At 72.2% G+C, this 21,285-nt stretch carries 19 protein-coding genes; 10 read left to right on the forward strand and 9 right to left on the reverse strand.

All coding sequences use genetic code 11. The features are described 5' to 3' along the window. Window positions 1–185: 185 nt before the first annotated feature. From CXR44_RS03235 to CXR44_RS03250, 4 genes are read right to left on the reverse strand one after another with little or no spacing between them, the layout of a single operon-like run. Complete coding sequence (locus CXR44_RS03235) at window positions 186–1,445, reverse strand: cytochrome P450 family protein (RefSeq protein ID WP_101783295.1); 1,260 nt, start codon at window positions 1,443–1,445, stop codon at window positions 186–188. A 52-nt stretch (window positions 1,446–1,497) separates the two neighbouring features. Beyond that, window positions 1,498–2,514 (reverse strand): SRPBCC family protein, encoded by a 1,017-nt coding sequence (locus CXR44_RS03240; RefSeq protein ID WP_101783296.1) that lies wholly within the window; start codon window positions 2,512–2,514, stop codon window positions 1,498–1,500. 48 nt (window positions 2,515–2,562) lie between these two features. Then, complete coding sequence (locus CXR44_RS03245) at window positions 2,563–3,207, reverse strand: DUF6073 family protein (RefSeq protein WP_101783297.1); 645 nt, start codon at window positions 3,205–3,207, stop codon at window positions 2,563–2,565. A gap of 44 nt (window positions 3,208–3,251) precedes the next feature. Then, window positions 3,252–4,559, reverse strand: coding sequence for a HEAT repeat domain-containing protein (locus CXR44_RS03250; protein ID WP_101783298.1), 1,308 nt, complete (start codon window positions 4,557–4,559; stop codon window positions 3,252–3,254). A gap of 295 nt (window positions 4,560–4,854) precedes the next feature. Between CXR44_RS03250 and CXR44_RS03255 the strand changes: the two genes are divergently transcribed. Together CXR44_RS03255 and CXR44_RS03260 are read left to right on the forward strand one after the other, a co-directional pair. Next, window positions 4,855–6,075 (forward strand): KR domain-containing protein, encoded by a 1,221-nt coding sequence (locus tag CXR44_RS03255; RefSeq protein WP_180903163.1) that lies wholly within the window; start codon window positions 4,855–4,857, stop codon window positions 6,073–6,075. After that, the gene (locus tag CXR44_RS03260; protein WP_101783300.1) at window positions 6,072–6,911 is read left to right on the forward strand and encodes a hypothetical protein; all 840 of its coding nucleotides are present in this window, start codon (window positions 6,072–6,074) and stop codon (window positions 6,909–6,911) included. The genes CXR44_RS03255 and CXR44_RS03260 overlap by 4 nt, the downstream gene beginning before the upstream one ends. Window positions 6,912–6,945: 34 nt before the next feature. Here the strand turns inward: CXR44_RS03260 and CXR44_RS03265 are convergent, their stop codons facing one another. Further along, window positions 6,946–9,342: an AarF/UbiB family protein gene (locus CXR44_RS03265; RefSeq protein WP_144069841.1), complete on the reverse strand. Its 2,397-nt coding sequence runs from the start codon at window positions 9,340–9,342 to the stop codon at window positions 6,946–6,948. A 143-nt stretch (window positions 9,343–9,485) separates the two neighbouring features. On the opposite strand from CXR44_RS03265, the gene CXR44_RS03270 reads away from it, so the two are divergent. The 3 genes from CXR44_RS03270 to CXR44_RS03280 all read left to right on the forward strand — a co-directional run bounded on the left by CXR44_RS03270 (window position 9,486) and on the right by CXR44_RS03280 (window position 11,985). Further along, entirely contained in the window at window positions 9,486–9,938 is a 453-nt protein-coding gene (locus CXR44_RS03270; RefSeq protein WP_144069842.1) for an SRPBCC family protein, read from the forward strand. Next, window positions 9,935–11,212, forward strand: coding sequence for an AarF/UbiB family protein (locus CXR44_RS38760; RefSeq protein WP_144069843.1), 1,278 nt, complete (start codon window positions 9,935–9,937; stop codon window positions 11,210–11,212). Before CXR44_RS03270 ends, CXR44_RS38760 begins: the two co-directional genes overlap by 4 nt. A gap of 77 nt (window positions 11,213–11,289) precedes the next feature. Then, window positions 11,290–11,985, forward strand: a complete 696-nt coding sequence (locus tag CXR44_RS03280) for a winged helix-turn-helix transcriptional regulator (RefSeq protein ID WP_101783303.1) — start codon at window positions 11,290–11,292, stop codon at window positions 11,983–11,985. 40 nt (window positions 11,986–12,025) lie between these two features. On the opposite strand, the gene CXR44_RS03285 is transcribed toward CXR44_RS03280, so the two are convergent. From CXR44_RS03285 to CXR44_RS03295, 3 genes are all read right to left on the reverse strand, one after another. After that, window positions 12,026–12,958 (reverse strand): hypothetical protein, encoded by a 933-nt coding sequence (locus CXR44_RS03285; RefSeq protein ID WP_101783304.1) that lies wholly within the window; start codon window positions 12,956–12,958, stop codon window positions 12,026–12,028. Between the two features lie 31 nt (window positions 12,959–12,989). Continuing rightward, window positions 12,990–13,370, reverse strand: a complete 381-nt coding sequence (locus CXR44_RS03290; RefSeq protein ID WP_101783305.1) for a VOC family protein — start codon at window positions 13,368–13,370, stop codon at window positions 12,990–12,992. Between the two features lie 80 nt (window positions 13,371–13,450). Further along, the gene (locus tag CXR44_RS03295) at window positions 13,451–14,665 is read right to left on the reverse strand and encodes a cytochrome P450 (protein WP_101783306.1); all 1,215 of its coding nucleotides are present in this window, start codon (window positions 14,663–14,665) and stop codon (window positions 13,451–13,453) included. A gap of 126 nt (window positions 14,666–14,791) precedes the next feature. Here CXR44_RS03295 and CXR44_RS03300 point away from each other — a divergent pair, with 126 nt between their 5' ends. Further along, window positions 14,792–15,415, forward strand: coding sequence for a hypothetical protein (locus tag CXR44_RS03300; RefSeq protein WP_101783307.1), 624 nt, complete (start codon window positions 14,792–14,794; stop codon window positions 15,413–15,415). Continuing rightward, window positions 15,412–16,683, forward strand: coding sequence for an ABC1 kinase family protein (locus tag CXR44_RS03305; RefSeq protein WP_101783308.1), 1,272 nt, complete (start codon window positions 15,412–15,414; stop codon window positions 16,681–16,683). The genes CXR44_RS03300 and CXR44_RS03305 overlap by 4 nt, the downstream gene beginning before the upstream one ends. Before the next feature lie 12 nt (window positions 16,684–16,695). On the opposite strand, the gene CXR44_RS03310 is transcribed toward CXR44_RS03305, so the two are convergent. Beyond that, window positions 16,696–17,106 (reverse strand): SRPBCC family protein, encoded by a 411-nt coding sequence (locus CXR44_RS03310; protein WP_101783309.1) that lies wholly within the window; start codon window positions 17,104–17,106, stop codon window positions 16,696–16,698. A gap of 457 nt (window positions 17,107–17,563) precedes the next feature. Here CXR44_RS03310 and CXR44_RS03315 point away from each other — a divergent pair, with 457 nt between their 5' ends. Genes CXR44_RS03315 through CXR44_RS03325 form a run of 3 tightly spaced genes read left to right on the forward strand, consistent with a single transcriptional unit; the run spans window position 17,564 to window position 21,284 of the window. Further along, on the forward strand, window positions 17,564–18,466 hold the full coding sequence (locus tag CXR44_RS03315) for a DUF1702 family protein (RefSeq protein ID WP_101783310.1): 903 nt from the start codon (window positions 17,564–17,566) through the stop codon (window positions 18,464–18,466). Beyond that, on the forward strand, window positions 18,463–20,367 hold the full coding sequence (locus CXR44_RS03320) for a CRTAC1 family protein (protein WP_101783311.1): 1,905 nt from the start codon (window positions 18,463–18,465) through the stop codon (window positions 20,365–20,367). Before CXR44_RS03315 ends, CXR44_RS03320 begins: the two co-directional genes overlap by 4 nt. Next, entirely contained in the window at window positions 20,364–21,284 is a 921-nt protein-coding gene (locus tag CXR44_RS03325) for an RnfABCDGE type electron transport complex subunit D (RefSeq protein WP_180903165.1), read from the forward strand. The genes CXR44_RS03320 and CXR44_RS03325 overlap by 4 nt, the downstream gene beginning before the upstream one ends. Window position 21,285 lies beyond the last annotated feature (1 nt).

Genomic DNA, 21,285 nt, shown 5'->3' on the forward strand with positions numbered 1-21,285 from the left:
CCTGTCGTCGGTTGCCTGTCCGGTTCCGCCAGCGTAGGCATCGCCTCAGCCGGGCGGCTTCTTCGAGATTGCGCCCGCTCCGGGCCGCGAACCCGGGTCGGGAAGGCGGGCTCGGACATGGAGACCGGCACGCCGGTCCGCGTCAGTGCGCAGGGACCGGCGTGCCGGCGGGATCTCGGGAGGCGCTAGGCGGCGTCGCGCCGGGTGAACCAGACCGGCAGCTCGCCGAGGCCGCGCAGGACGCCCGTCTCGCGGTACTCCAGCTTCTCGACGGGGACGGCCAGGGTCATCTCGGAGAACTCGTTGAGCAGCGAGGTGAACGCGATCTCGGTCTCCAGGCGGGACAGGGGCGCCCCGATGCAGTAGTGGATGCCGTAGCCGAACGCCAGGTGGTTGCGGTCGCCGCGGCCGACGTCGAGCCGCTCGCCGCCGTCGAACCTGCGCTCGTCACGGTTCGCCGAGGCGTTGGCGATCGTCACCAGCGCGCCGGCCGGGATCGTGACGTCGCCGATCGTGACGGGCTCGGTGGCGACCCGCAGCATCGCCCGCTCCACGGGGCCGTCGTAGCGGGCCAGCTCCTCCACGGCCGACGCCATCAGCGACGGGTCGCGGCGCAGGCGGGTGATCTCGCCGGGGTTCTGGAGCAGGGCCAGCATCCCGTTGCCGATCAGGTTGACGGTGGTCTTGTAGCCGGCGATGAGCAGCAGGTTGGCCGTGGAGACGACCTCCTTCTCGGTGAACCTGCTGCCCGAGTCGGACGCCACGATCAGCGCGCTGAGCAGGTCGGGCTGCTGCTCCTCGTGCCCGGAGCCGGGCTTGAGCTCGGCGCGCTTGCGCGCGACCAGCTCGACGAAGTACTCGCGCAGCATCCGGTTGGCCTCGTACGGGCGGATCCGCTCGCCCTTGACGTAGGTCGGGGTCAGGGCCGCGAGCACCCAGGTGGTGAAGCTCACCGCGTCCTGGTACGGGACGCCCAGCAGCTCGCAGATGACCTTGATCGGCATGGGCGCGGCGAACGTGCTCATGAAGTCGACCTGCTTGCCGGTCTCGATCCCGGCGATCAGTTCGTCGGTGATCTGCTGGATGCGCGGACGCAGCCGCTCCACCCGCTCGGCGGTGAACGCCTTGTTCGCCAGCTGCCGGAGCCGGGTGTGCTCGGGCGGGTCGGCGTTGAGCATGTGCGGCTCGGAGTCCTCCTCGCCCTCGTCGTAGAGCTCCGTCTGCCGCATGACCTCCCACATGTTGCGGGGGTCGCGGGAGAGCCGGCGGTCCGCGAGCGCGGCCCGCGCCTCCTCGTAACGCGTGATCACCCAGTGCTCGATGCCACGCGGCTCCTTGACGAGCTGGACCGGTCCCTCCTCCCGCATCTGGGCGTAGATCGGGAAGGGATCGTTGCGAAGGTGCTTCTGATAGAGCGGGTGAACCTCGTCCTCGGCGTGTGCCATATCGCCGATCCTTCCGTTGTGTCTTGGTGGGGATGGGTGCGCGGCCCGGCCGTCAGCCGGGGAGGCCGCCCGGCATGTCCGGCGGCGCGGACATGCGCCGGACGAGGCTGCCGAGACGGTCGAAGGCGCCGGCCCAGAACTGGGTGAGCAGGATGCGGTCGTGCGGGGCGGTGTCCGTCGAGCCGAACATCTCCCACCCGTGGTGGAAGACCTGCAGCAGGCTGCCGCCGAGGTGGGTCGGCTCGATCCACAGGTGGCCGGACAGGTGGTCCGGCCACCCTCCGCGGTCGAGCCTGAAGTCCAGGCTCGGCAGGTACGACGGGAAGCGCTGCCCCGCCTCGACGTGCTCGGTGACCGTCAGGACGCAGCTTCCGCTCGCGTCGCCGATCACGAACGCCATCGGATCGCCGACGTTCAGCGACCCCGCCGTGCGGCCCGTCCAGTACTGCAGGGCGGGGACGGCGGTCAGCGCCGCCCACGCCTCGTAGGCCGGCGCGGGCAGCTCGGCCTGCACGTAGGGCCCCATGCGCCGCCAGGTCCAGCGCATGTCACGTCCGGTCTGGACGTGGTCGGACAGCTGGTCGAGGATGCCAGGCCAGCCGGTGCCGTTCCAGCTCCGCCAGTCCGAGGGCCCGTTCGCGCTGATCTCCGTGGTGGTGACGGTGGTGGCGGCGCCCACGGCGGTGAGCTGCCACGTCACGCGGGTGGCCGGGCCCACGCCCACCCACCGCCACCGGTAGCTCAGCCTCGCCCCGTGGCCGTCCGTGCCGGGCGGTTCGACGACGTCGGTGTGACACCAGAAGAACTCCCCGTCGCGGAAGTCGAGCATGCTGCGCTCGTTCTCCCGGGCCCAGGTCGCGCCGGTCCGCGCCAGCCAGTGCCCGACCCGGCCGGGATCGGTCAGCGCCGTCCACACGCTGTCCAGATCGGCCGGGACGGTCACCGTCGTGATCACCCGTTCCCAGCGCTCGTGCGCGACCGGCTGGGCCGTCGACCGGAAGGGCGGGAAGGGCGACGGCTCCATCAGGGGGACGGTGAAGTCGTCGGGCAGTGATGTGACGCTGGTCATGGCATCCTCGGCTCGATCGGTAGGGGCGGCGGACCGGTCGCGCCCCGGTCAGGCGATCTTCTCCGGGGCCAGGTAGCCGCCCATGTTGAACCGCAGGCTGGTCAGGTAGCCGACCGGGTCGCCGTCGGGGTTCTTGAGGTCGTGCAGCGGGAGCATCCGGTAGATCTGGCCCTTGCCGGGGGCGCCCGCCGGCGGGATCGAACGGACGTCGTCGATCGTGAGGATGACCGGCTCCCTGTTGAAGAGCGTCTTGCCCAGCTTGGGCATGTCGAACAGGCAGCCGACCGCCATCCGGCACGCCTTGGCCGCGGGGCCCTCGCCGGCGTACGGGTCGAAGGGGGTGCGGATCTGACCGGCGGACAGGCAGGTCGGGTTGAGGGTGACGGTGATGGTCCCGAGCTCTTCCGACTCCCCGGTCATCTTCATCTCGATGAGGTTGGTGTAGACCTCGGCGTCGGCCCATTCGTTCTCGGTGGGCTCGGACCGCACCACCCGAACGTAACCGTCGAATTCGACGTCGAATTCGCCGACGCCGGGAATGGCGAACGTGTCCCAGGAGTGGAGCCCGAGATTGTCGATTCCGGCCTCCGGCGGCGTCCATTTGACGACCGGCGTGCCCTCGTACAGGTTGGGCACTCCGTCGACCGGCACCGGCCGGCCGAAAACCGTGGTCTTCTCGGAATTGCTGAGCATGGCTGTTCCTTTCCGGGGAGTGTGTGATCGCGGGGGGCGGCGGCTCAGATGCCCACGGCGCGGTAGTCGCAGCAGGTGCGCCCGGGCTCGTCGGCGATGCCGTCCTGGTTGCTGTCGATCTCGCCGTCGACCGTGCTGTAGACGTCGCGCGAGTTGAGGTCGATCCGGCCGTCGCCGTCCCAGTCGTTCAGCTTCCCCTTGAAGGTGCCGAGGATGAACACGTTGGTCAGGTCCCTGACCTCGGGGTCGTGCATGGTCGACAGGATCCCGTTGCCGGGCTGCAGGATCTCCTCGAGGGACTTGCCGGCCACGCCGGCGACGTTCGTGTAGCCCCAGCCCTGGAACCGGCCGCGTACGTACCTGATGGCGTCCTCGCCGCGGACCTTCAGGTTCGGGTCCAGGTGCCAGGTGCCGTAGCGGGCGAACCCGATGCGCGTCTCGTGGGTGCCCATCGACGGGTCGTCCGCCCGCCCGGACTTGAAGAACGTCCGCGGGACCTGCGACTCGAAGAAGAAGTTGCCGCGGTCGCGCCTGGAGCGCTCGGTGAAGCCGCGGAACAGGTAGTTGTCCATGTGCGGCGAGCCGTCGGTGTGCAGGCCGCTGATGCTCTTGGCCATCAGCAGCTGCTTCTCGCGGGTGGCCACGTTCGGGCACGCGTGCGCCTGCCCGTAGATCCGGGCCAGGCCGAGGGGGCCGAGCGAGATCTTGCCCCAGTGCCGGTTGGTGTCGTCCAGCCGGACGTACAGGTCGCAGTGGATGAGCAGGTAGATGGTCTCGTCGAAGGTCCGGCCCTCGGTGAAGACGCCGCTGCGGCCGTCGAAGGCCGGGTCCCCGGTGGTGAGCTCGCTGGCGAACAGCCGCGACCACTCGGCGATCTCGGGGTCGGAGTCCGTCGCGAAGCGGCGCAGCGCCGCGATCGCGTGCGGCCCGCCGAGCTTCTCCATCGCCCACAAGGTGTCCCAGCGGACCTCGCGGTGCTTCTCGTGCCTGATGACCTCGGTGAGCAGTTCGAACGCGTCGGGCAGGTCTCGGTCGGCGTACTCGAAGACGGCCTGCTCGCGCATGACCGGGTCGGGGTGGTGCAGCGCGTCGTGCTGCAGTTCCTCGTCGGTGCGGTTGTCGACGCGGACGGCGGCGCGGTTCAGCGCGTAGCCGAAGTCGCTGCACCAGGCGGCCGGGTCGCCGGCCACGAAGCGCGGGTCCATGCTGAGCGTCGTGCGGTACGCGAAGTTGAGCGCGTCCCGCTGCTCGTCGCGCAGCGACTCAAGCGGCGGAGCCTCGACCGGAAGCGATGACTGAGGACCGGGATTGCCCACGGATTCCGGGGACTTATTGCATAGATCGATTGCCATCTGTTGCCTCCGAAGGGCGAAGTTGTGGGTGCACGATTCACGTTAGGAGGGGCCGGATGGCAAAACTTCTCCCACCTTGCCCACCCCGTGAGCGGCGGCGTCGGCACTGGCACACGCGTAAGTCATCGGATACCGTCGGCGTGACTCAGAAAAGGGCGATTCGCCGATCAAGGGAGTCCGTGGAAGGGCCGCGATGGGCAATCTGATCGCACCGAGCACCGATTTGACGTTCGTTCCCGGACCCTGTCCGCCGCAACGTTGCGCCCCCTTTGCGACGTACCATTCTGATTCACGTGTGCATTCGGGTGACGAGGGTGTCGTCGTCGAGCTGGGCAGCCGCTGGCGCGCCGGTGACGCCGCCGTCCTCCTCGGCGGGATCAGGCGGGCGCTGGCCCGCGACGTCCCGCTCACGCTGGTCCACCGGGGCGCGGGAGGCGGCAGCCTGCTCCAGGCGGCCTCGGGCGAATGGCCCCGGTTACGCTGCCGCGAGATCGTGCAGGGCCGGCACGCGTCCTTCCGGCCACGCTCGCCGCGGTGGACGCAGTACCGCCTGCCCACCCCCGACCCCACCCCCGACCCCGCCTCCGACCCCGCCTCCGGCCCCGTCGGCGAGCCGGCTGGAGTGGCGATCAGCGGCGGGCTCGGCGGCATCGGCCTCGCGCTCGCCTCACGGCTGGCCGCCGCGGGACACCGGCTCTGGCTGCTCGACAGGCGCCCCGCCGCCGGCCTGCCGGCGGCGGCCCTGCGGCGCCTGGCCGCCGTCGTCACGCGGACCCACGTGGTCGTCGACCAGGTGGATGTCACCGCGGCCGTCCCCGCCGCCCCGTTCCCGATCACGCGGCTCGTGCACGCCGCGGGCGAGCTGGACCTGACGCCGGTGGGCGAGCTGTCCGACGACGATCTCGAACGGCTGGCCGGTGGCAAGGCGGGAGCGCTGCGGACCCTGGTGCGGGCGCTGGCCCCCGCCGGGCTGCGGTCGGTGGTGGCGTTCGGCTCGACCGAGTCCCGCCGGCCGCACCGGCTGTTCGGCGGGTACGCGCTGGCCAACGAGCTGCTGCGGCGCGAAGCGGCCCGCCTGCGCCAGGAGCATCCCGGGATGCGCGTCGTCACCGCCGAGTGGTCCCTCTGGTCGGCGGTCGGGATGGGCGCGGCGGCGGCCGCCATGGCCGGCCGGGCAGGGTTCGCGGTCGTCCCGCCGGACTGGGGCGTCCAGGTCACCGAACAGCTCCTCGACGAACGGCGGCCCGCCCCCGAGGAGATCGCGCTCGGCGGGCCGCAGCCCACGCCGGACCGCCCGCTGGCGGCGATCGGCGGGGTCGGCGGGAGCTCCCTGGCCATGGACGACGCCTCCGTGCGCCGGCTGGTGGAGCTCTGCCGGCCAGGCCGGGCCGCCCGGCATCGGCCGGTCGGCCCGCGGGACCGCGTCGTCCGCGCGCAGGTGGCCGGGCACACCGTCTACACCTGGGGCTCCGGCTGCCGGGACTGGAACACGCGGACACCGCGGAGGACGGGGTGAAGGGCTTCACCGTCGAGCACTCGGTCGCGTTGCGGTCCGACGCCGCGACCGTGTGGCGGATGCTGGTGGACGCCGGGCGCGCCCGGGCCTGGTGGGGGCGGCTGGAGTCGGACATCACCCACGTCGCCCAGGAGCTGACCGTCGCCACGGGCTCGTCGTCGGTGTACCGGGTCTGGATCGAGTCGGTCCTCCCGGGCCGGACCCTGGAGTTCGCCTCCGCGTACCTGGGGGTGGGGCCCGTCAGTTCCGTCCGGCTCGACGTGCTCGGCTCCGGGCCCGTGCGGCTGCGCGTCACCGAGACGCTGGAGTCGGCCGATCCGGCGACCGTCTACCAGGTCAGGCGGCTGTGGCAGCATCGGTTCGACCGCCTGGCGGCGGCGCTGACGGCCGCGCCCGCCGGCCCCGTGGACGGGACGGGAGACGCGGCGGCCGACGACCCGGCCCCGATCCCCGACATCAGCGTGCGCTGCACGCTCGACAGGCCGGGATGGCGGCCGCTGCACCGTTCGGTGCTGACCGAGTGGTTGCCGCTGTCCGGTCCCACGTGGCCGCCGCGGTGGTTCTACGTCGTCGACTCCGCGGGGCCGCGGCCGTTCCCCATCATCCGCTGGCGCACGCACTTCGACGACCTGGTCGCCCTCGGCATCGAGGCCGTCCGCGGATGCCCGCCCACCGAGGCCGAGGTCGCCGTGACGGCGACCTCGGCGTCACTGGAGCTTCGGGTGCGGCACACGGGCTGGTCGTCCCTCGACCTGGACGCGGAGACGCGGGAGGTGCTGCGGGACAGATTCCTGGCCACCTGGCAGCACACGCTCCAGCGGGCGGCGCACGTCTGACCCGGCGGGCGCACGTCCGACCGGGTGCCGTGGCTCACCGTACCCCCGCGGCCCCGGGGATCTCCAGGTCGGGCCACCACCGCCGGAGGGTCCCCTCCACGATCATCAGGGACATCAGCGGGAACGCGAAGTCGGCCGGCGGATGCACCCCGAACGCGTTCTGGGCGTCGAAGACGCGGGGGCCGAAGCCGGTCAGGTCGAACCGTCCGCCCGGCTCCGTCGCCGTCCGGACGAGCTCGGCGATGGCGCCGGCGAACGCGCGCCGGTCGGCCGCGCCGTGCCGCGCGGGCGGACCGCCGGGGAACGCCGAGTCGTACATGATCTCTCCGCACCGGAGCCCGTTGCGCAGCGCCAGGTTGACGAAGAAGTCCCGGAGAGCGTGCTGGACCGTCTCGGGCATCTCCACGCAGTACCCGGCGTCCAGGATCACGACCGTGCCGTCGGCCCGGATGTAGATGTTGCCCGGGTGCAGGTCGCAGTGGACGAAGCCGTCCTTGAAGATCATGGAGCCGACGGCGTCCAGCACCCGTGACGCGACCCGGTCGCGGGTCGCCGGGTCCACCCCGGCCGGCGGGTCGTTGGCCAGTCCCGGAACCAGGTCGGTCACCAGGGCGGCGGCGCAGGTGTACTCCCCGTGCACCGCCGGCACGGTGATCTCGTCGTACCGGGCGAGGCCGGCGGCCAGCCGGCGCAGGTGCGCCGCCTCGCGGAAGAAGTCGATCTGACCGTAGAGGGCCCGCGACATGTAGCCGACGAGGTCGGCCAGGGGCGCGCCGCCCGCGGCGGGCAGCCGCTCGGCCACCCGGGTGAGCGCGGTCAGCAGCGCGAGATCGATCGACATCGATTCGGCCACGCCCTCGCGCTGCAGTTTCACGGCCAGCAGGCCGCCGTCCGGGTCCAGCGCCTCGTAGACGCAGGCGATGCTGCCGCTGCCGATGCACCGGTCCAGCACCTTGAGCCGGCCCAGCCGGGGCTCCTGCCGCACGGCGCGGGCGAGCTGGCGGGCGAACTCCTCGGCGCCCATCGGGGTGACGTCGTCGTGCAGGGCTGCCAGTCGCCGGGTGACATGGGCGGGGAACAGGTCGGCACGGCTCGCCAGCATCTGGCCGAACTTCACATAGGTCGGCCCCATGCGTTCCAGGTGCCGGACCAGGCGCCGGGTGGCGCGCTCCTGCGCCCGCACCGTGCCCGAGCGGAGCCGGTCGAGCACCCACATCGAGCCGATGTGCAGGGACGCGCCGGCCGCCCGCGCGGCCAGCCGGACCGCCCGGCCTGCCAGGCGCCGTCTGCCGACGCCCGGCAGGTGGTCCAGGGCGACCTGTTCGCCGAGGCGGCGATCGTCCGGCGCCACGCCGCCGCGCGCCGCCTCGTCCGCCTTGCCGAACGCGTACGCCGACACCAGCGGATGGACGGCCGGAAGGGTGGTGATCGGCGCCAGGCCGGCTTCGGCGGCCACGGACGTCAGGGCGTCAGGTGTGAGCCCCAGGGTGCCCAGCGCCCGGCCGCCCCGGGCGGCGGTGGACGGGACGCAGTACAGGACGCTGGTCGCGAGCAGCATCGCCGCCGCCGGGCCGGTCAGCGGTGGCGACTCGACGACCAGCAGCGTGCCGCCGGGGCGCAGCGCGTCCGCCGCCGCGCGCAGCAGGCGCGGGGGGTCGGCGGCGTCGTGGAGCACGCTGAGGGCGACGATCAGGTCGTACGTGCCGTCCAGCGCCGTCGTGGCGTCGAGCGGGCGGAGCGAGACCCGGCCGGCCAGCCCCCGGGCGGCCAGCCGGGAGTTGCCCGCGCCGGTCAGCCGCTCGTCGAGGTCGAACCCGTCCGCCGTGATCTCGGGGAACGCCGTCGCCAGCGTCTCCAGCGTCTCCCCGGACGCGCAGCCGATCTCGGCGACCCGTCCGCCGGCCCGCAGGGCGTCGACCAGCCCGGGGACGGCGGGCAGCCAGACGTCCGGCAGGATGACCCTGGTCCATTGGGCGCTCATCCGCTGCATGGCCTCGGGGAGCTCCTGGGGGTAGCGCGCGTCCTCGAGGGCGCCTCCCGCGTGGTAGGCCTCGGCGACGGCGGGGACGCACCGGGTCAGCGCGCCGAACAGCGCCACGCCCGGCTGGATGTCCATCATGCCGCCGATGTACGGCCGGACCTCGGGGACCCAGGCATGGTGCGGCCCGTCCCGGCTGACCAGTCCGGCGGCGACCATGCTGCGCAGCCACTCCTCCGCCATCCGGGCGTCGCCTCCGGTGGCACGGGCGAGCTCGGCCGCCTGTGACGGGCCTTCCGCCAACGCGGCGTTCAGTCCCGTCCGTGACCCGAATTCGAGCATGGCGGCGACCATGGCGGTGGCCACGACGGCCATCGGCCGCGGGAGGTCCACGCCCTCGGCGGTATCGGCGGTATCGGCCGTCCCGGCGGCCGGCATGTTTTTCCCGCTCATTGGACGCCCCTTGTCCCGGCAGTAAATGAACAGATTTTAGCCGGGCCCCGGTCACGCGGCTTCTTCTAAATTGCTGCGCTCCGTCCTGAATACCCGGGAGCCGGCCGGTTCCGTCCCCGATAATGCCGTGTTACGGTGACCCCATGTCCGCGGACAGAGATTCGGCAGCCGATTCCGCCACCGTTTCCATCCGTCGCCGGTTCGACTGTTCTTTCGCGGATCTGTGGGTGGCCGTGACGGTGCCCGATTCCATCTCCGCCTGGTTCACGCCGTGCCGCGTCGGACCGGACGGCCGTTATTCGCTGCGATTCACGGAGAAATCCGGGGAGTCGTATGTCAAATACGCGACGGTGCTCGGCTGCCGTCGGCTCGGCAGCGCCGGCGAATATCGGTTCCTCCTGCATGACGAGGGATATCGCGACAGCACGGTCGAGGTGCGGGCCGGCGCGGACGGGGAGGCGGGATCCGGCCTGGAGCTGCGGCACCTGCATCCGCCGCCGCCGCTGATCGACGGCTACGCGCGCGGCTGGGCGGACTATCTGGACGCCCTGGAGCGGCATCTGGCCGCGACCGGGCGGGCGAGGAGCCGGGCGTGAGGTCCGCCGGCCGGCGTCCGGCGCGCCGTCCCGCCCGGCCGGAGCCGCGATCCGCGGTGCGGCAGGCGGTGCGGGCGGCGGTGCGGTCGGGGCAGATCGCCGCCGTCCTGTGCGGGGTGGCCGTGTCGCTGGCCCGGTCCCTGGTCCGGCACGCGGGGCGGGGCCGGCGCGACCGGCGCGACCGGATCGTCCGGGAGGCGGGTGGCGTGGTGAGCGCGGCCCTGTGGCGGCTGGGTCCGGCGTTCATCAAGGTCGGGCAGATGCTGTCCAGCCGCAGAGACCTCTTCGCCGCCGCGTTCTGCGAGGAACTGGAGGCGGGCCTGGCGCGCGGCCGGGCGGGCGGCGTCCGGGCCGGCGTGGAGGTCGGATCCGTCGCCGCGGTGGAGCGGCGCCGCGTCGGCGGCGTCGACGCGGCCGTGAAGACGATCCATCCCACCGCCGCCGAACTGCTGCGGGTCGATCTCGGTCTCATCATGGCGATGACCCGGCTGGCCGGCGTGCCGCTCCGGCGGTCGGGCCCGACGCTGCGGCGGGTCGTACGGGAGATGTGCGAGTCGGTCCGCCGGCAGACCGATCTGGTGGCCGAGGCCGAGACCCTGCGTCTGCTCGAAGACCTCGAGTCGGCCCTGCCCGTCGTCTTCCCGCGGGTCCTGGCCGGTGACAGCGGGCCCGACGCGCTGACGATGACCTGGATCCCCGGGCAGCCCGGCGGACGGCGGTTCGCCAACCCCCGGCGCACGGCCAAGCGGCTGGTCCTGACCGTGTACGAGATGCTCTTCATCACCGGCGTCGTCCACTGCGACCTCCACCCGGGCAACTGGTGGGAGCTGCCCGACGGGCGGCTGGCGATCGTCGACGCCGGCTTCGCCTACGAGCTCGACGAGGAGATGCGCACGCACTTCGCCGAGTTCTTCCTCGGGATGTCCAGCGGCAACGCCGAGGTGTGCGCCACGCACGCGCTGGCCGCCGCCGCCGAACCCGTGTCGCCGGAGGACGAGAAGGCGTTCCGCCGCGACATGGAGGGCCTGATCGGCTCCACCACGGGGCTGACCGCGGGCGACTTCTCCCTGACCGGGTTCGCCGCCCGTTTCTTCGCCATCCAGCGGCGGCACCGGGCCTACTCGCGCGCCGAGTTCGTCTTCCCGCTCATGGCACTGCTGGCCATCGAAGGGCAGGTCAAACAGCTCGACCCCAAGATCAATTTTCAGTCGCTGGCGGGTCCGGTCGTGCTCCGGTCCATCGTCGCCCGGGCCCGCGCGGGGCGCGCGCGCTGAACCCGCGTGTCCCGGCGGGTCTCCGGTGTGCGCGAGTCACCGCATCGGGCCAGCTCATCGCTATACACTTTGTTAGTATGGCAAGAGAGTCGGTGGCCCGCGCCGGCGAACGCAGGCGCTACGGCCAGTACTGCGGCCTCGCCGCGTGCCTCGACGTGATCGGTGAGCGGTGGACGCTGCTGATCGTCCGGGAGCTGCTCGTCGGCCCCCAGCGCTACAACGAGCTGCTTCACAATCTTCCTGGCATCGGGACCAACCTGCTCGCCGAACGGCTCCGGTGGCTCACCCGGCAGGGCGTGATCCGGCAGCATCCCCGCTCGAACGGCAAGGGCCACCGCTACGAGCTGACCGGTTTCGGCGAGGCGCTGCGCGAGCCCATCCTCGGCCTGGCGCGCTGGGGCCTGAACGCCTCGCACCCCTTCGACGCCGAGGACGAGGTGCGGCCCCAGTGGGGAGTGCTGGCCGTCGAAGCGCTGCTCAGGAAGGACCAGATCCCCGAGGTCGACGAGTCCTACGAGTTCCTCGTCGACGACCAGCTGTTCCACATCGCGGTGAAGGACCGGCAGATCACGGTCGCCCAGCAGGGCGCCGAACACGCGGCCCTGCGGGTCTCGACCGACGCCAAGACGTTCGTGGACATCGGATCCGGCCGGGTCTCGCCGTTCGAGGCGGTGGTGACCAAGCGGTTGAGCCTGGAAGGGGATCAGCAGGCCCTGACCCGCTGTTCGCGCCTGCTGGGCCTGCTGCCCGGCGACGGCCTCGCGGACGGCTGACGCCGTACGTCCGGAGGCCGTGCGCCGCCGCGCCCCGGGGTCACCAGGGGATCATCGGGTACCAGGGGATGATCTCGCGCCGGGCCAGCAGCCGCACGTCCCAGTACAGGACGGTGAAGACCCCGACGGCGACGAAGGCCGTTCCGGTGATCAGGGCCAGGCGGCCGGGGCGGGCGGTGAGCCAGCGCTGCACCCGGGCGCCCATGACCACGGCCAGCAGCACGAACAGCACGGCGAGGATCACGATGTTGCCGACCGACTGCAGCATGAAGGCCAGCGCCCCGTAGATCGGGTTGTGGCTCGCGGCGGCGTCCCGGAAGAGCTGCCGGAACAGCCCGTACGGCCGGCCGATGAGGAAACCGCCGATCAGCGCGCCCATGACGACCAGCGGCGCGTTGGGGAAGCGCCGGGTGAGGCGGGCCAGCGGGTCGCGCACCACGCCGAGCGAGGCGAGCCCGAGCCAGACGAAGGCCAGCCCGATCAGCCCGAACGCCACCATGGACTGGACGCTCCTGGCCGACAGCTGGCCGGGGGCCGAGGGGGCGGTCGAGAACTGCGGCATGGCGGTCCCGACGAACCCGACGACGGCCCCGTACAGACCGGAGACGGTGAGCATGCCGGCCGTCAGCCAGCCGAGCGGCCTGAAGACGGCCCCCACCCGGGTGGCGAGCGGGCGCGGCTGCCCGACGACCGGGCAGAGCGCGCCGAGCGCGGCGATGTTGCAGGCGGTGAAGGTGCCGCCCAGCCCGGTGGCGAAGGCGTAGGCGATGCCGGGCAGCACGCCGCCGATGGCGGTGCCCTCGGCCTCGCGGCCGAGCAGGGCGCCGGCGACGTTCTCGCCGATGACGGAGTCGACGAACTCGGCCGACCACACGACCGTGAGCAGGAAGCCTGCCAGCGTGCTGACCAGGACGGCCGTCCAGGGACGGCTGACCCCGGTCCGTTCGGCGGGGTGTTGCCGGATGAGCGTCATGGAGTCTCCTTCGCGCGGGCGACGGCCCACGTCAGTGGTCGGCCCAGAGGCCCACGTGGTTGCCCTCCGGGTCCTGGAAGATGGCGCAGTGGCCGTGGTCCCCGCCGATGTCCATCTTCGGCCGGTGCACGGCGCCGCCCGCTTCGGTGACGGCGTCGAGGGTGCCGTCGATGTCGTCCACGAGCAGGTAGACGACGGTCGACTCGCCGGTGGGCGGCGGGCGGTGCGCCGACTCGGCGAGCCCGCCCAGGGGCGGGGCATGGTCGCCGGCGAGGATCATCGAGTACTCGCCCAGCGGGAACGCGGGGAGCTCGGCATAGGTCCAGCCGAACACCCGCGAGTAGAACGCGCGCATCCGCGCGATGTCGTTGACGTGGATCTCGAACCAGGCGACCGCGTCCGACGACGGCACGGCTTCCTCCTCCGCTGACTCGGGGCCGGCTGGGGCTGACCGGGGGCGCCGGTGGAGAGGCGCCCGCCAGGGAGCGCCGGCTAGGGGGTGCCGGCCGCGTAGGAGATCGGCAGGCTGACGACGCCGCGGAACATCGTGCTGCGCCGGTAGACGAGCTCGCCGTCGGCGACCGCCAGGCGCAGGCCGGTCAGGCCGGTGAGCTCGCGCAGCGCCGCCTTCAGCTCCATGCGGGCGAGCAGCGCGCCCAGGCAGAAGCGCATGCCCGCCCCGAAGGACAGGGGTGGGCCCTCCGCCCGGCCGATGTCGAAGCGGTCCGGTTCGGTGAACTGTGCCGGGTCGCGGTTCGCCGCCCCGGCCAGGGCGACGACGAGGTCGCCCTGGCGCAGCTTCGTGCCGGAGAGCTCCAGGTCCGCCGCGATCCGCCGGCTGTTGGACTGGACCGACGAGTCGTACCGCAGGCATTCCTCGGCGGCGGCCGGCAACCGGCCGGGCTCGGCGCGCAGCAGCGCGAGCTGGCGGGGATGGCGCAGCAGGGCCAGCACGCTGTTGCCGATCTGGTTGGTCACGGTGTCGTGACCGGCGAAGACGAGTGCCACCGCCGTGCCGATCAGGGCGTCGGTGGTGATCGGGTCCCGGCCCGTGGTGGCCGCGATCATGGCGCTGATGAGGTCCTCTCCGGGGTGCGCGCGCCGGTCGCCGATCAGCTCGGTGAGGTAGGCCGCGAACTCACCCATGGCGACCTGGCCCCGGGCGATCTCGTCCGGGCCGGCCAGCAGGTCGAGGGTGGGGGCGATCGCCACGGACCAGGCCCGCAGCGCGTCACGGTCCTTCGCCGGCATTCCGAGCAGCGTGGAGATGGTGGCCAGAGCGAGGGGGTAGGCGAAGTCGTCCACGACGTCCATCCGGCCCCGGGCCCGCAGCGGCCGGAGCAGGTCGCGCGCGTTCTCGTCGATCCGCGCCTGCATCGTCCGGATCAGCCGGGGCGTGAACGCGGGGCCGATCAGGGCGCGGAGCCGGGCGTGATCGGGATCGTCCTGGAAGAAGATGGTGTGGCGGAGCACCTCGCTGAGCGGGCCAGGGCCGACCAGCGTGGCCCAGAGGTCGCGGATGCCGGCCCGGCCGAACCGGGGTTCGCCGAGGACGGTGCGGACGTCGTCGTACCGGGTGACGTACCAGACGCCGTTCGCGCCCCGATGAACGGGGTCGTTGCGCAGGAGCCACGCGTACGACGGGTAGGGATCGCGCAGGATCGCTGGATCCGCGGGGTCGAACCCCGTGCCGACGGGGACCGCCATGCTGACCGCCCTTCTCCGCTACTTCAAACAGCTATACCAAGTGGCCTCCCCGCGGTCCAGGGGGCCGTTGATGGGGGTATGTGGCTATGGTTTAGTGAAGTGAACGTGAAAGCGAGGTGGCGAGAGATGTCCGCCGACGCCCGATCCGCCGCGATCGACCATGCCGACCCGCTGATCATTCCGGGCAGCACGCACCACGTGGGGCTCGCCATCCGGGGCGAGCTCAAGCTCTACTTCGCCGACGGCGAGACGCTCGACTGCGACGACGTGCAGGGCATGAGCGCGGTCCGGAGCTCGGACGAGGTCGGCACGACCGCCGACGGCCGTCCGACCCTCGTCGTGACCCGGCTGATGACGCACTTCCACTCGAACGTGACCGGGCTGCTCATCCAGCAGAATCCCAGCCGCCCCAACCTGGGCAGGCTGACCGGGATCGCCCCGGGCGGACCCGAGACGCTGCTGCCCGCCGACGTCACCTTCGACCAGTACCTCATCCTCGCCCTTCGCGGCCGCCTCTACGTCAACACCGACCCGCTGGTGATGGAGGCCGCCGGGATCACCACGTTCCCGCCGGTCGGCACCACGTTCCTGTCGAAGGGGGCCACCGTCTTCTACGACCTGGCCGACCTGCCCGGGGGGATCACGCAGCGGGACCCGGGGGACGCGGTGCCCCGCCTCGCCCTGGCGTCCCAGAGCGTCTGCGGCAGCCACCTCACGCACCACATCGACATGCCCGTCATGGATGGATGAGGACGGACCCGCGCGAGGCGCCGGCGCTGATCGTCCGCGCGGCGCGGATCGGCGCCGTCCTGGTGCTGGCCCTCCTGCGGGCCGTCACCGACGTGCGCGGACTGGTCGCCGGCGTCCCGCCGGCGGCGCTCCTCGGGGACCGGCTGGCCTGGGCCTGCGAGCGCCTGGGACCGGCGTTCATCAAGATCGGCCAGTTGCTGAGCACCCGCGTCGACATCGCCCCGCCGGCGGCCTGCCGGGCGTTGGCCCGGCTCCGCGACCACGTGCCGCCCCTCGCGGTCCCGGTGGCGGCGCGGGCCCTTCCCGCCCACCTCGCCGCCCGGGTCTCGGGGCCGCTCACCCCGGTCGCCGCCGGCGCGGTGGCGTGCGTCTACCACGGCAGGCTGCTGGACGGCCGTGAGATCGCCGTCAAGGTGCGCAGGCCGGGGATCGCGCGGCTGATCGCCCGCGACCTCGCGCTGTTCCGGCACGGGGCGCGCCTGCTCCAGCGGCTTCCGGGCCTGCGCGGCGCCCCGCTCGCGGACGTGGCCGGCCAACTGGGCGAGGCCCTGCTGGCCCAGCTGGACTTCCTCGGCGAGGCGCGGGCGCTGGGCAGGCTGCGGGCCAACCTCCGTGACCAGGCGGCCGTGCGGGTGCCGGGCGTCCTGGAGGAGTTCTGCCGCCCCGACGTGCTGGTGATGGAGTACGTGCCGGGCCTGGAGAGCTCCGGCCGGGGACCGGACCGGAAGGAGGCCGTGGTGGCCGCCCTGCGGGCGGTCTACCACATGCTGTTCGTCGACGGGTTCGTCCACTGCGACCTGCATCCGGGCAACCTGCACCCGATGCCGGACGGCTCGGTGGTCATCGTCGACGCGGGTTTCTCCCGGCAGCTCACCGACTCCGGACGGCGCGCGTTCGCGGCCTTCTTCTACCGGATGACGAGGGGAGAGGGAGCGGGCTGCGCCGAGGTCGTGCTGTCCACGGTGCTCGGCGGCAGGGACGGCCACGACGCCCGGGGGTTCCGCGCCGACATGGACGAGCTGGTGCGGGCCGCCGGCGGGTCGAGGATCGGAGAGTTCGACCTGGTCAGCTTCGCCGTGCGGCTCTTCGCCATCCAGCGCAGGCACGGTTTCTACGCCGATCCGCAGTTCGTGTTCCCGATCCTGTCGCTGATCGTGATGGAGGGCACGTTGCGCGAGGCCTGCCCGGATGTCGAGTTCCAGACGGAGGCGCTGCCGTTCGTGCTGCGCGGGCTCATGCGGCGCGGCGAGGAGAGTACGGACCCGTGAGCGGTCCGCCGCTCACACCGCTTCGGCGGCCACCTCGGCCAGGCGGGGCAGGACCATGGTCCGCCAGCCCGGGCCCATGCGCTCGAACGCGGCGCGGTCGCGCTTGTCGTCCAGGTCGAAGCCCGAGTGTTCGAGGAGCAGCCGCGTGCCCTTGCCCTCGGCGACCAGACGCCAGGTCAGGGTCCAGGTGGTGTTGAAGGTGTAGACGAGCCGCTCGGGCGGCTCGACCTCGAGCACCTCGCACGCGACCGGGCCCCAGCCGGGCATCTGCAGGTGGAACCGGTGTCCGACGACGGCGCGGATGTCGCCGGGCACCCACCAGCGGGCGAGCAGGTCGGGCTCGGTCAGGGAGCTCCACACCCTCGCCGGCGGCGCGGGGATGAACTGGTCGACCGAGATGGTCGCGAGGCTGGCGTCGTGCACGGTGCTCCTTGGTCAGCGGAGAGTGACCCACCAGATCCTAGGACATCGGCCCTGGCCGGCCCGGTAGGCCGGCCGTCGGCGCGCCACGGAAACGGCCGCGCCCTCGCGCGCCTATCGCGCGGGAGACAATCCAGCACCCCCTTGTCAAGCGACTGTAAACTCCGGGGCACTTGAGGAGGCCGATGATATTCGGGAGGCTCCTGCGGCCACCCGCGAAAGAACGGGCCTCACCGTCCGCCGATTACCCGCGTAAAAGCGCTTATATTCGAGCCGCAATACGGCACACCACGGCCGGACGGCCGCTGACCTCGATAATCACGAATTCAATTAACTGTCTTCGGGGCGCCGAATTCAGAGCGTGAGCACCGGTGACCCGGCCGGCGAAACCTTGACCCGTTGCTTGAAAAATGCTTAGTTTCTCTCCTGACGGTCATCCAGATCAAGACGGGGAACAGCCATGGTGCCCACCCGGCTATTTCGCCTGCCCGAAAATCGGCTGACAGGCTTCGTGCCACGATCGAGCCCGGTCGAAAAGAGCCTTCTGGAGGTTGTCGCCGCTTTTGGCGAAGGCTATAACCGCGCGCTCACCGGTGAGCTGGACGTCGGCGACCTGCCGCGTCATCTCCATGGCTTCGCCTTCGAGGGCGCCGCCATGAGCTGCACCCTGCTGGACACGATCACCATGAGCGGCGACCGGCGGCTGCGGGCCCTGACGGAGAGCACGGGAGGCGCGTACGTCCACCTCATCCACGTCGGCGCCGGCTGGGCCCTGGCCCGCCTGCGCCGCACCCGCTGGCCGGGAATCGGCGACCCCATGCTCCGCTGGCTGGCCTGGGACGGCTGGGGCTTCCACCAGGCCTATTTCAAGCCCCGCCGCGTGTTCCACGATCACTGGATCGAGCGGGGGGCGCGCGGCGTCACCCGGCCCATGAGGGACCAGGGCACCGGCCGCGCCCTGTGGTTCCACGCCGGAGCCGACCCCGAACAGATCGCCCGGGTCATCGGCGCCTACCCGCAGCACCGCAGGAGCGACCTGTGGGCGGGCATCGGCCTGGCCGCGGCCTACACCGGAGTGTCTGACCGGCTGGACGACCTGCTCGCCGCCGGCGCCGGCCACCGCGCCCACCTGGCGCAGGGCGCCGCCTTCGCGGCCAAGGCGCACGTCCTCGGCGGCCATGTCCCGCCGGGGTCGGCCCGCGCCGTCGAGACGCTGACCGGGGTCGGCCCGGCCCAGGCCGCCTGGTGGACCGACCAGGCGCTCGCCCGGATACCGCGGCCCGGCTCGCCCCACGACTACGAGACCTGGCGTGCCGAGATCCGGGAAACCTTCGAACGACACGCGGAGGGCGTACTCCGATGACCAACTGGCAGGCCCACGCGGTCAAGATCGGCGCCATCGTCACGATCCTCGTGTGCGGATGGGCCGCCGCCCTGCCCGCCGTCTCCCCCGCCGCGGCGCACCAGGCAGCCGCCTCCTTCGCCTTCACCCAGCATCCGCTCAACGCGCCGGCCGGCGGGCGTACCGTCCGCCAGGTCGCCCCCGCCTACCAGAACATCCGGCACTGGATCTCCTCGGTCGGGGCCGCGGTCGCGCTCGCCGACCTGGACGGCAACTCCCGTCCGGACGACGTGTGCCTCGTCGATCCGCGGACCGACACCGTCACCCTGCAGCCGGCTCCCCGGACGCAGGACCGGTACCCGCCGATCCGGCTCAGCCCGGCCGGCCTGCCGTACGACACGACGATGGCGCCGATGGGCTGCGTGCCCGCCGACTACGACGACGACGGCACCCTCGACGTCCTGGTCTACTACTGGGGACGGTCCCCGGTCCTGTTCCTGCGCGGCGCCGGGCCGCTGAACGGCCCGGCCTCCTTCACCGCGCGGGAGCTGGTGCGCCCCTACCAACTGTGGAACACCAACGCCCTGTCGCTGGCCGACGTGGACGGCGACGGCCGCACCGACGTGATCGTCGGCAACTACTTCCCCGACGGCGCCCGCGTCCTGGACCCGAAGGCTCCGCCGCAGCCCGAGCTGCGGATGCAGGCCTCCATGTCGAACGCCGCCAACGGCGGAGCCAACCGCGTCCTGCTGTCGCGGGGCGACGGCACGTTCGCCGAGGCGACCGGAGCCTTCGACAAGGAGGTCGCGGGCGGCTGGACGCTGGCGATCGGCGCGCAGGACCTCGACGGCGACGGGCTTCCCGAGCTGTACGTCGCCAACGACTTCGGGCCCGACCACCTGCTGCGCAACCGGTCCCGGCCCGGCAGGGTCGCCTTCGAGGTGACGCGGGGCCCCCGCCACGTCACCACCCCCAAGTCCAAGGTCGTGGGCAAGGACTCCTTCAAGGGCATGGGCGTCGGGTTCACGGACCTGAACGGCGACGACGTCCCCGACATCCTGGTCAGCAACATCACCCAGGAGTACGGCCTGCTGGAGAGCAACTTCGCCTGGGTCAGCAGCCGCGGGAAGGTCTTCGACGGCCACGGCACCGCCTTCTACACCGACGAGAGCGAGGGCCTCGGGCTGTCCCGCAGCGGATGGGGCTGGGACGTCAAGGCCGGCGACTTCGACGGCGACGGCGACACGGAGATCATCCAGGCCACCGGGTTCGTCCGCGGCGACGTCAATCGCTGGGCCGACCTCCAGGAACTCGCCATGACCAACGACGACCTCCTCGCCGACCCGGCGATGTGGCCCGACTTCCAGCCGGACGCCGACATCTCCGGAAACAATCCCAACGCCTTCTTCACCCGTGTCCCCGACGGGCGATACACCGACGTCGGCGGCGACATCGGCGTGGCCGATCCGGGGACGTCCCGGGGCATCGCCACGGCCGACGTCGACCACGACGGCCGGCTCGACTTCGCCGTCGCCAACCAGTGGCGGCAGAGCCGCTTCTACCACAACACCGCGCCAGGGCGCCCGCCGTTCCTGGGCCTGCAGATGATGCGCCCGGCGGGCGGCTGCGCCGCCGGCGGCGACGCCCTCTCCCCCGCCGTCGGCGCGACCGTACGGCTGAAGGCCGGGGCCCGGGGCCTGCGCACCGGCCAGGTCTACCCCGCCAACGGGCACGCCGGCGTCGCCGCCGCCGAGCTGTTGTTCGCGCTCCGGCCGGACGCCTCTTCCGCGCCGGTCGAGGTGACCTGGCGTGACACCTGCGGCCGGCTCCGCACCGCCGGCGTCGACCTCCCGCCCGGATGGCATCGCCTCCGTCTCGGAGACGACGGTTCGATCACACCCCTCACGGAGGAGACGCCATGACCTCTGCCCGGCGCAACCCGAGAACGGCCGCGCTCCGCAGATTCGCCCTCTCGATCACCGTGTTCACCCTGCTGGGACATCTCTGGCTCGGGTTCGAGCAGGCCTTCGTCACCCCGGTCGCCGCCGTGACGTTCGCCTACCTGCTCGATCTCGCCCTGGAGACGGCGGAGGCCTGGGCCGAGAAGCGGGAGCCGAAATATCGCGCCGAGGGGCTGTTCGACTTCCTGCTGCCCGCCCACATCTCCGGGCTGGCCTGCGCCATGCTCCTGTACGCCAACGACCGCCTCTGGCCGGTGCTGTTCGCCGTCGCGGTCGCGATCAGCACCAAGTACCTCATCCGCGTGCGGGTCGCCGGGAAGAGGCGTCACGTGCTCAACCCGTCCAACGCCGGCATCGCGATCACGCTGCTGGTGTTCCCGTGGGTCGGCATCGCACCGCCCTACCACTTCACCGAGTGGGTCACCAGCCCCATCGACTGGCTGATCCCCGCCTTCATCCTCGTCGCCGGCACCCTGCTCAACGCCGGGCTCACCAAGAAGATGCCGCTCATCCTCGGCTGGGTCGGGGCGTTCTTCGCCCAGGCCCTGATCCGCACCTGGATCGACGGCACCGCCACGACCAGCGCGCTGGTGGTCATGACCGGCGTCGCCTTCGTGCTGTTCACCAACTACATGATCACCGACCCGGGGACGACCCCGGTCCGGCCCCGCAACCAGGTCGTGTTCGGGGCCGCCACCGCGGTGGTGTACGGCCTGCTCGTGCACTTCCACATCGTGTACGGCCTGTTCTTCGCGCTGGTCATCGTGTGCGCCGGCCGGGGGCTGCTGCTCGCGGCGCTGGCCGCCCGCACGGCTCCCCCGCAACGGAGCGACGCGCCGGTTCCCGCCACCTCGGTGGCCGTCCCCACCCCCAGGTGAT

The sequence above is a fragment of the Nonomuraea indica genome, assembly GCF_002850745.1.
Taxonomy (GTDB): domain Bacteria; phylum Actinomycetota; class Actinomycetes; order Streptosporangiales; family Streptosporangiaceae; genus Nonomuraea; species Nonomuraea indica.

Coding starts and splice junctions, on each gene's coding strand:
- CXR44_RS03235 (WP_101783295.1), bottom strand. CDS start 1,445: ATGGCACACGCCGAGGACGAGGTTCACCCGCTCTATCAGAAGCACCTT.
- CXR44_RS03240 (WP_101783296.1), bottom strand. CDS start 2,514: ATGACCAGCGTCACATCACTGCCCGACGACTTCACCGTCCCCCTGATG.
- CXR44_RS03245 (WP_101783297.1), bottom strand. CDS start 3,207: ATGCTCAGCAATTCCGAGAAGACCACGGTTTTCGGCCGGCCGGTGCCG.
- CXR44_RS03250 (WP_101783298.1), bottom strand. CDS start 4,559: ATGGCAATCGATCTATGCAATAAGTCCCCGGAATCCGTGGGCAATCCC.
- CXR44_RS03265 (WP_144069841.1), bottom strand. CDS start 9,342: ATGAGCGGGAAAAACATGCCGGCCGCCGGGACGGCCGATACCGCCGAT.
- CXR44_RS03270 (WP_144069842.1), top strand. CDS start 9,486: ATGTCCGCGGACAGAGATTCGGCAGCCGATTCCGCCACCGTTTCCATC.
- CXR44_RS03280 (WP_101783303.1), top strand. CDS start 11,290: ATGGCAAGAGAGTCGGTGGCCCGCGCCGGCGAACGCAGGCGCTACGGC.
- CXR44_RS03285 (WP_101783304.1), bottom strand. CDS start 12,958: ATGACGCTCATCCGGCAACACCCCGCCGAACGGACCGGGGTCAGCCGT.
- CXR44_RS03295 (WP_101783306.1), bottom strand. CDS start 14,665: ATGGCGGTCCCCGTCGGCACGGGGTTCGACCCCGCGGATCCAGCGATC.
- CXR44_RS03300 (WP_101783307.1), top strand. CDS start 14,792: ATGTCCGCCGACGCCCGATCCGCCGCGATCGACCATGCCGACCCGCTG.
- CXR44_RS03305 (WP_101783308.1), top strand. CDS start 15,412: ATGAGGACGGACCCGCGCGAGGCGCCGGCGCTGATCGTCCGCGCGGCG.
- CXR44_RS03315 (WP_101783310.1), top strand. CDS start 17,564: ATGGTGCCCACCCGGCTATTTCGCCTGCCCGAAAATCGGCTGACAGGC.
- CXR44_RS03320 (WP_101783311.1), top strand. CDS start 18,463: ATGACCAACTGGCAGGCCCACGCGGTCAAGATCGGCGCCATCGTCACG.
- CXR44_RS03325 (WP_180903165.1), top strand. CDS start 20,364: ATGACCTCTGCCCGGCGCAACCCGAGAACGGCCGCGCTCCGCAGATTC.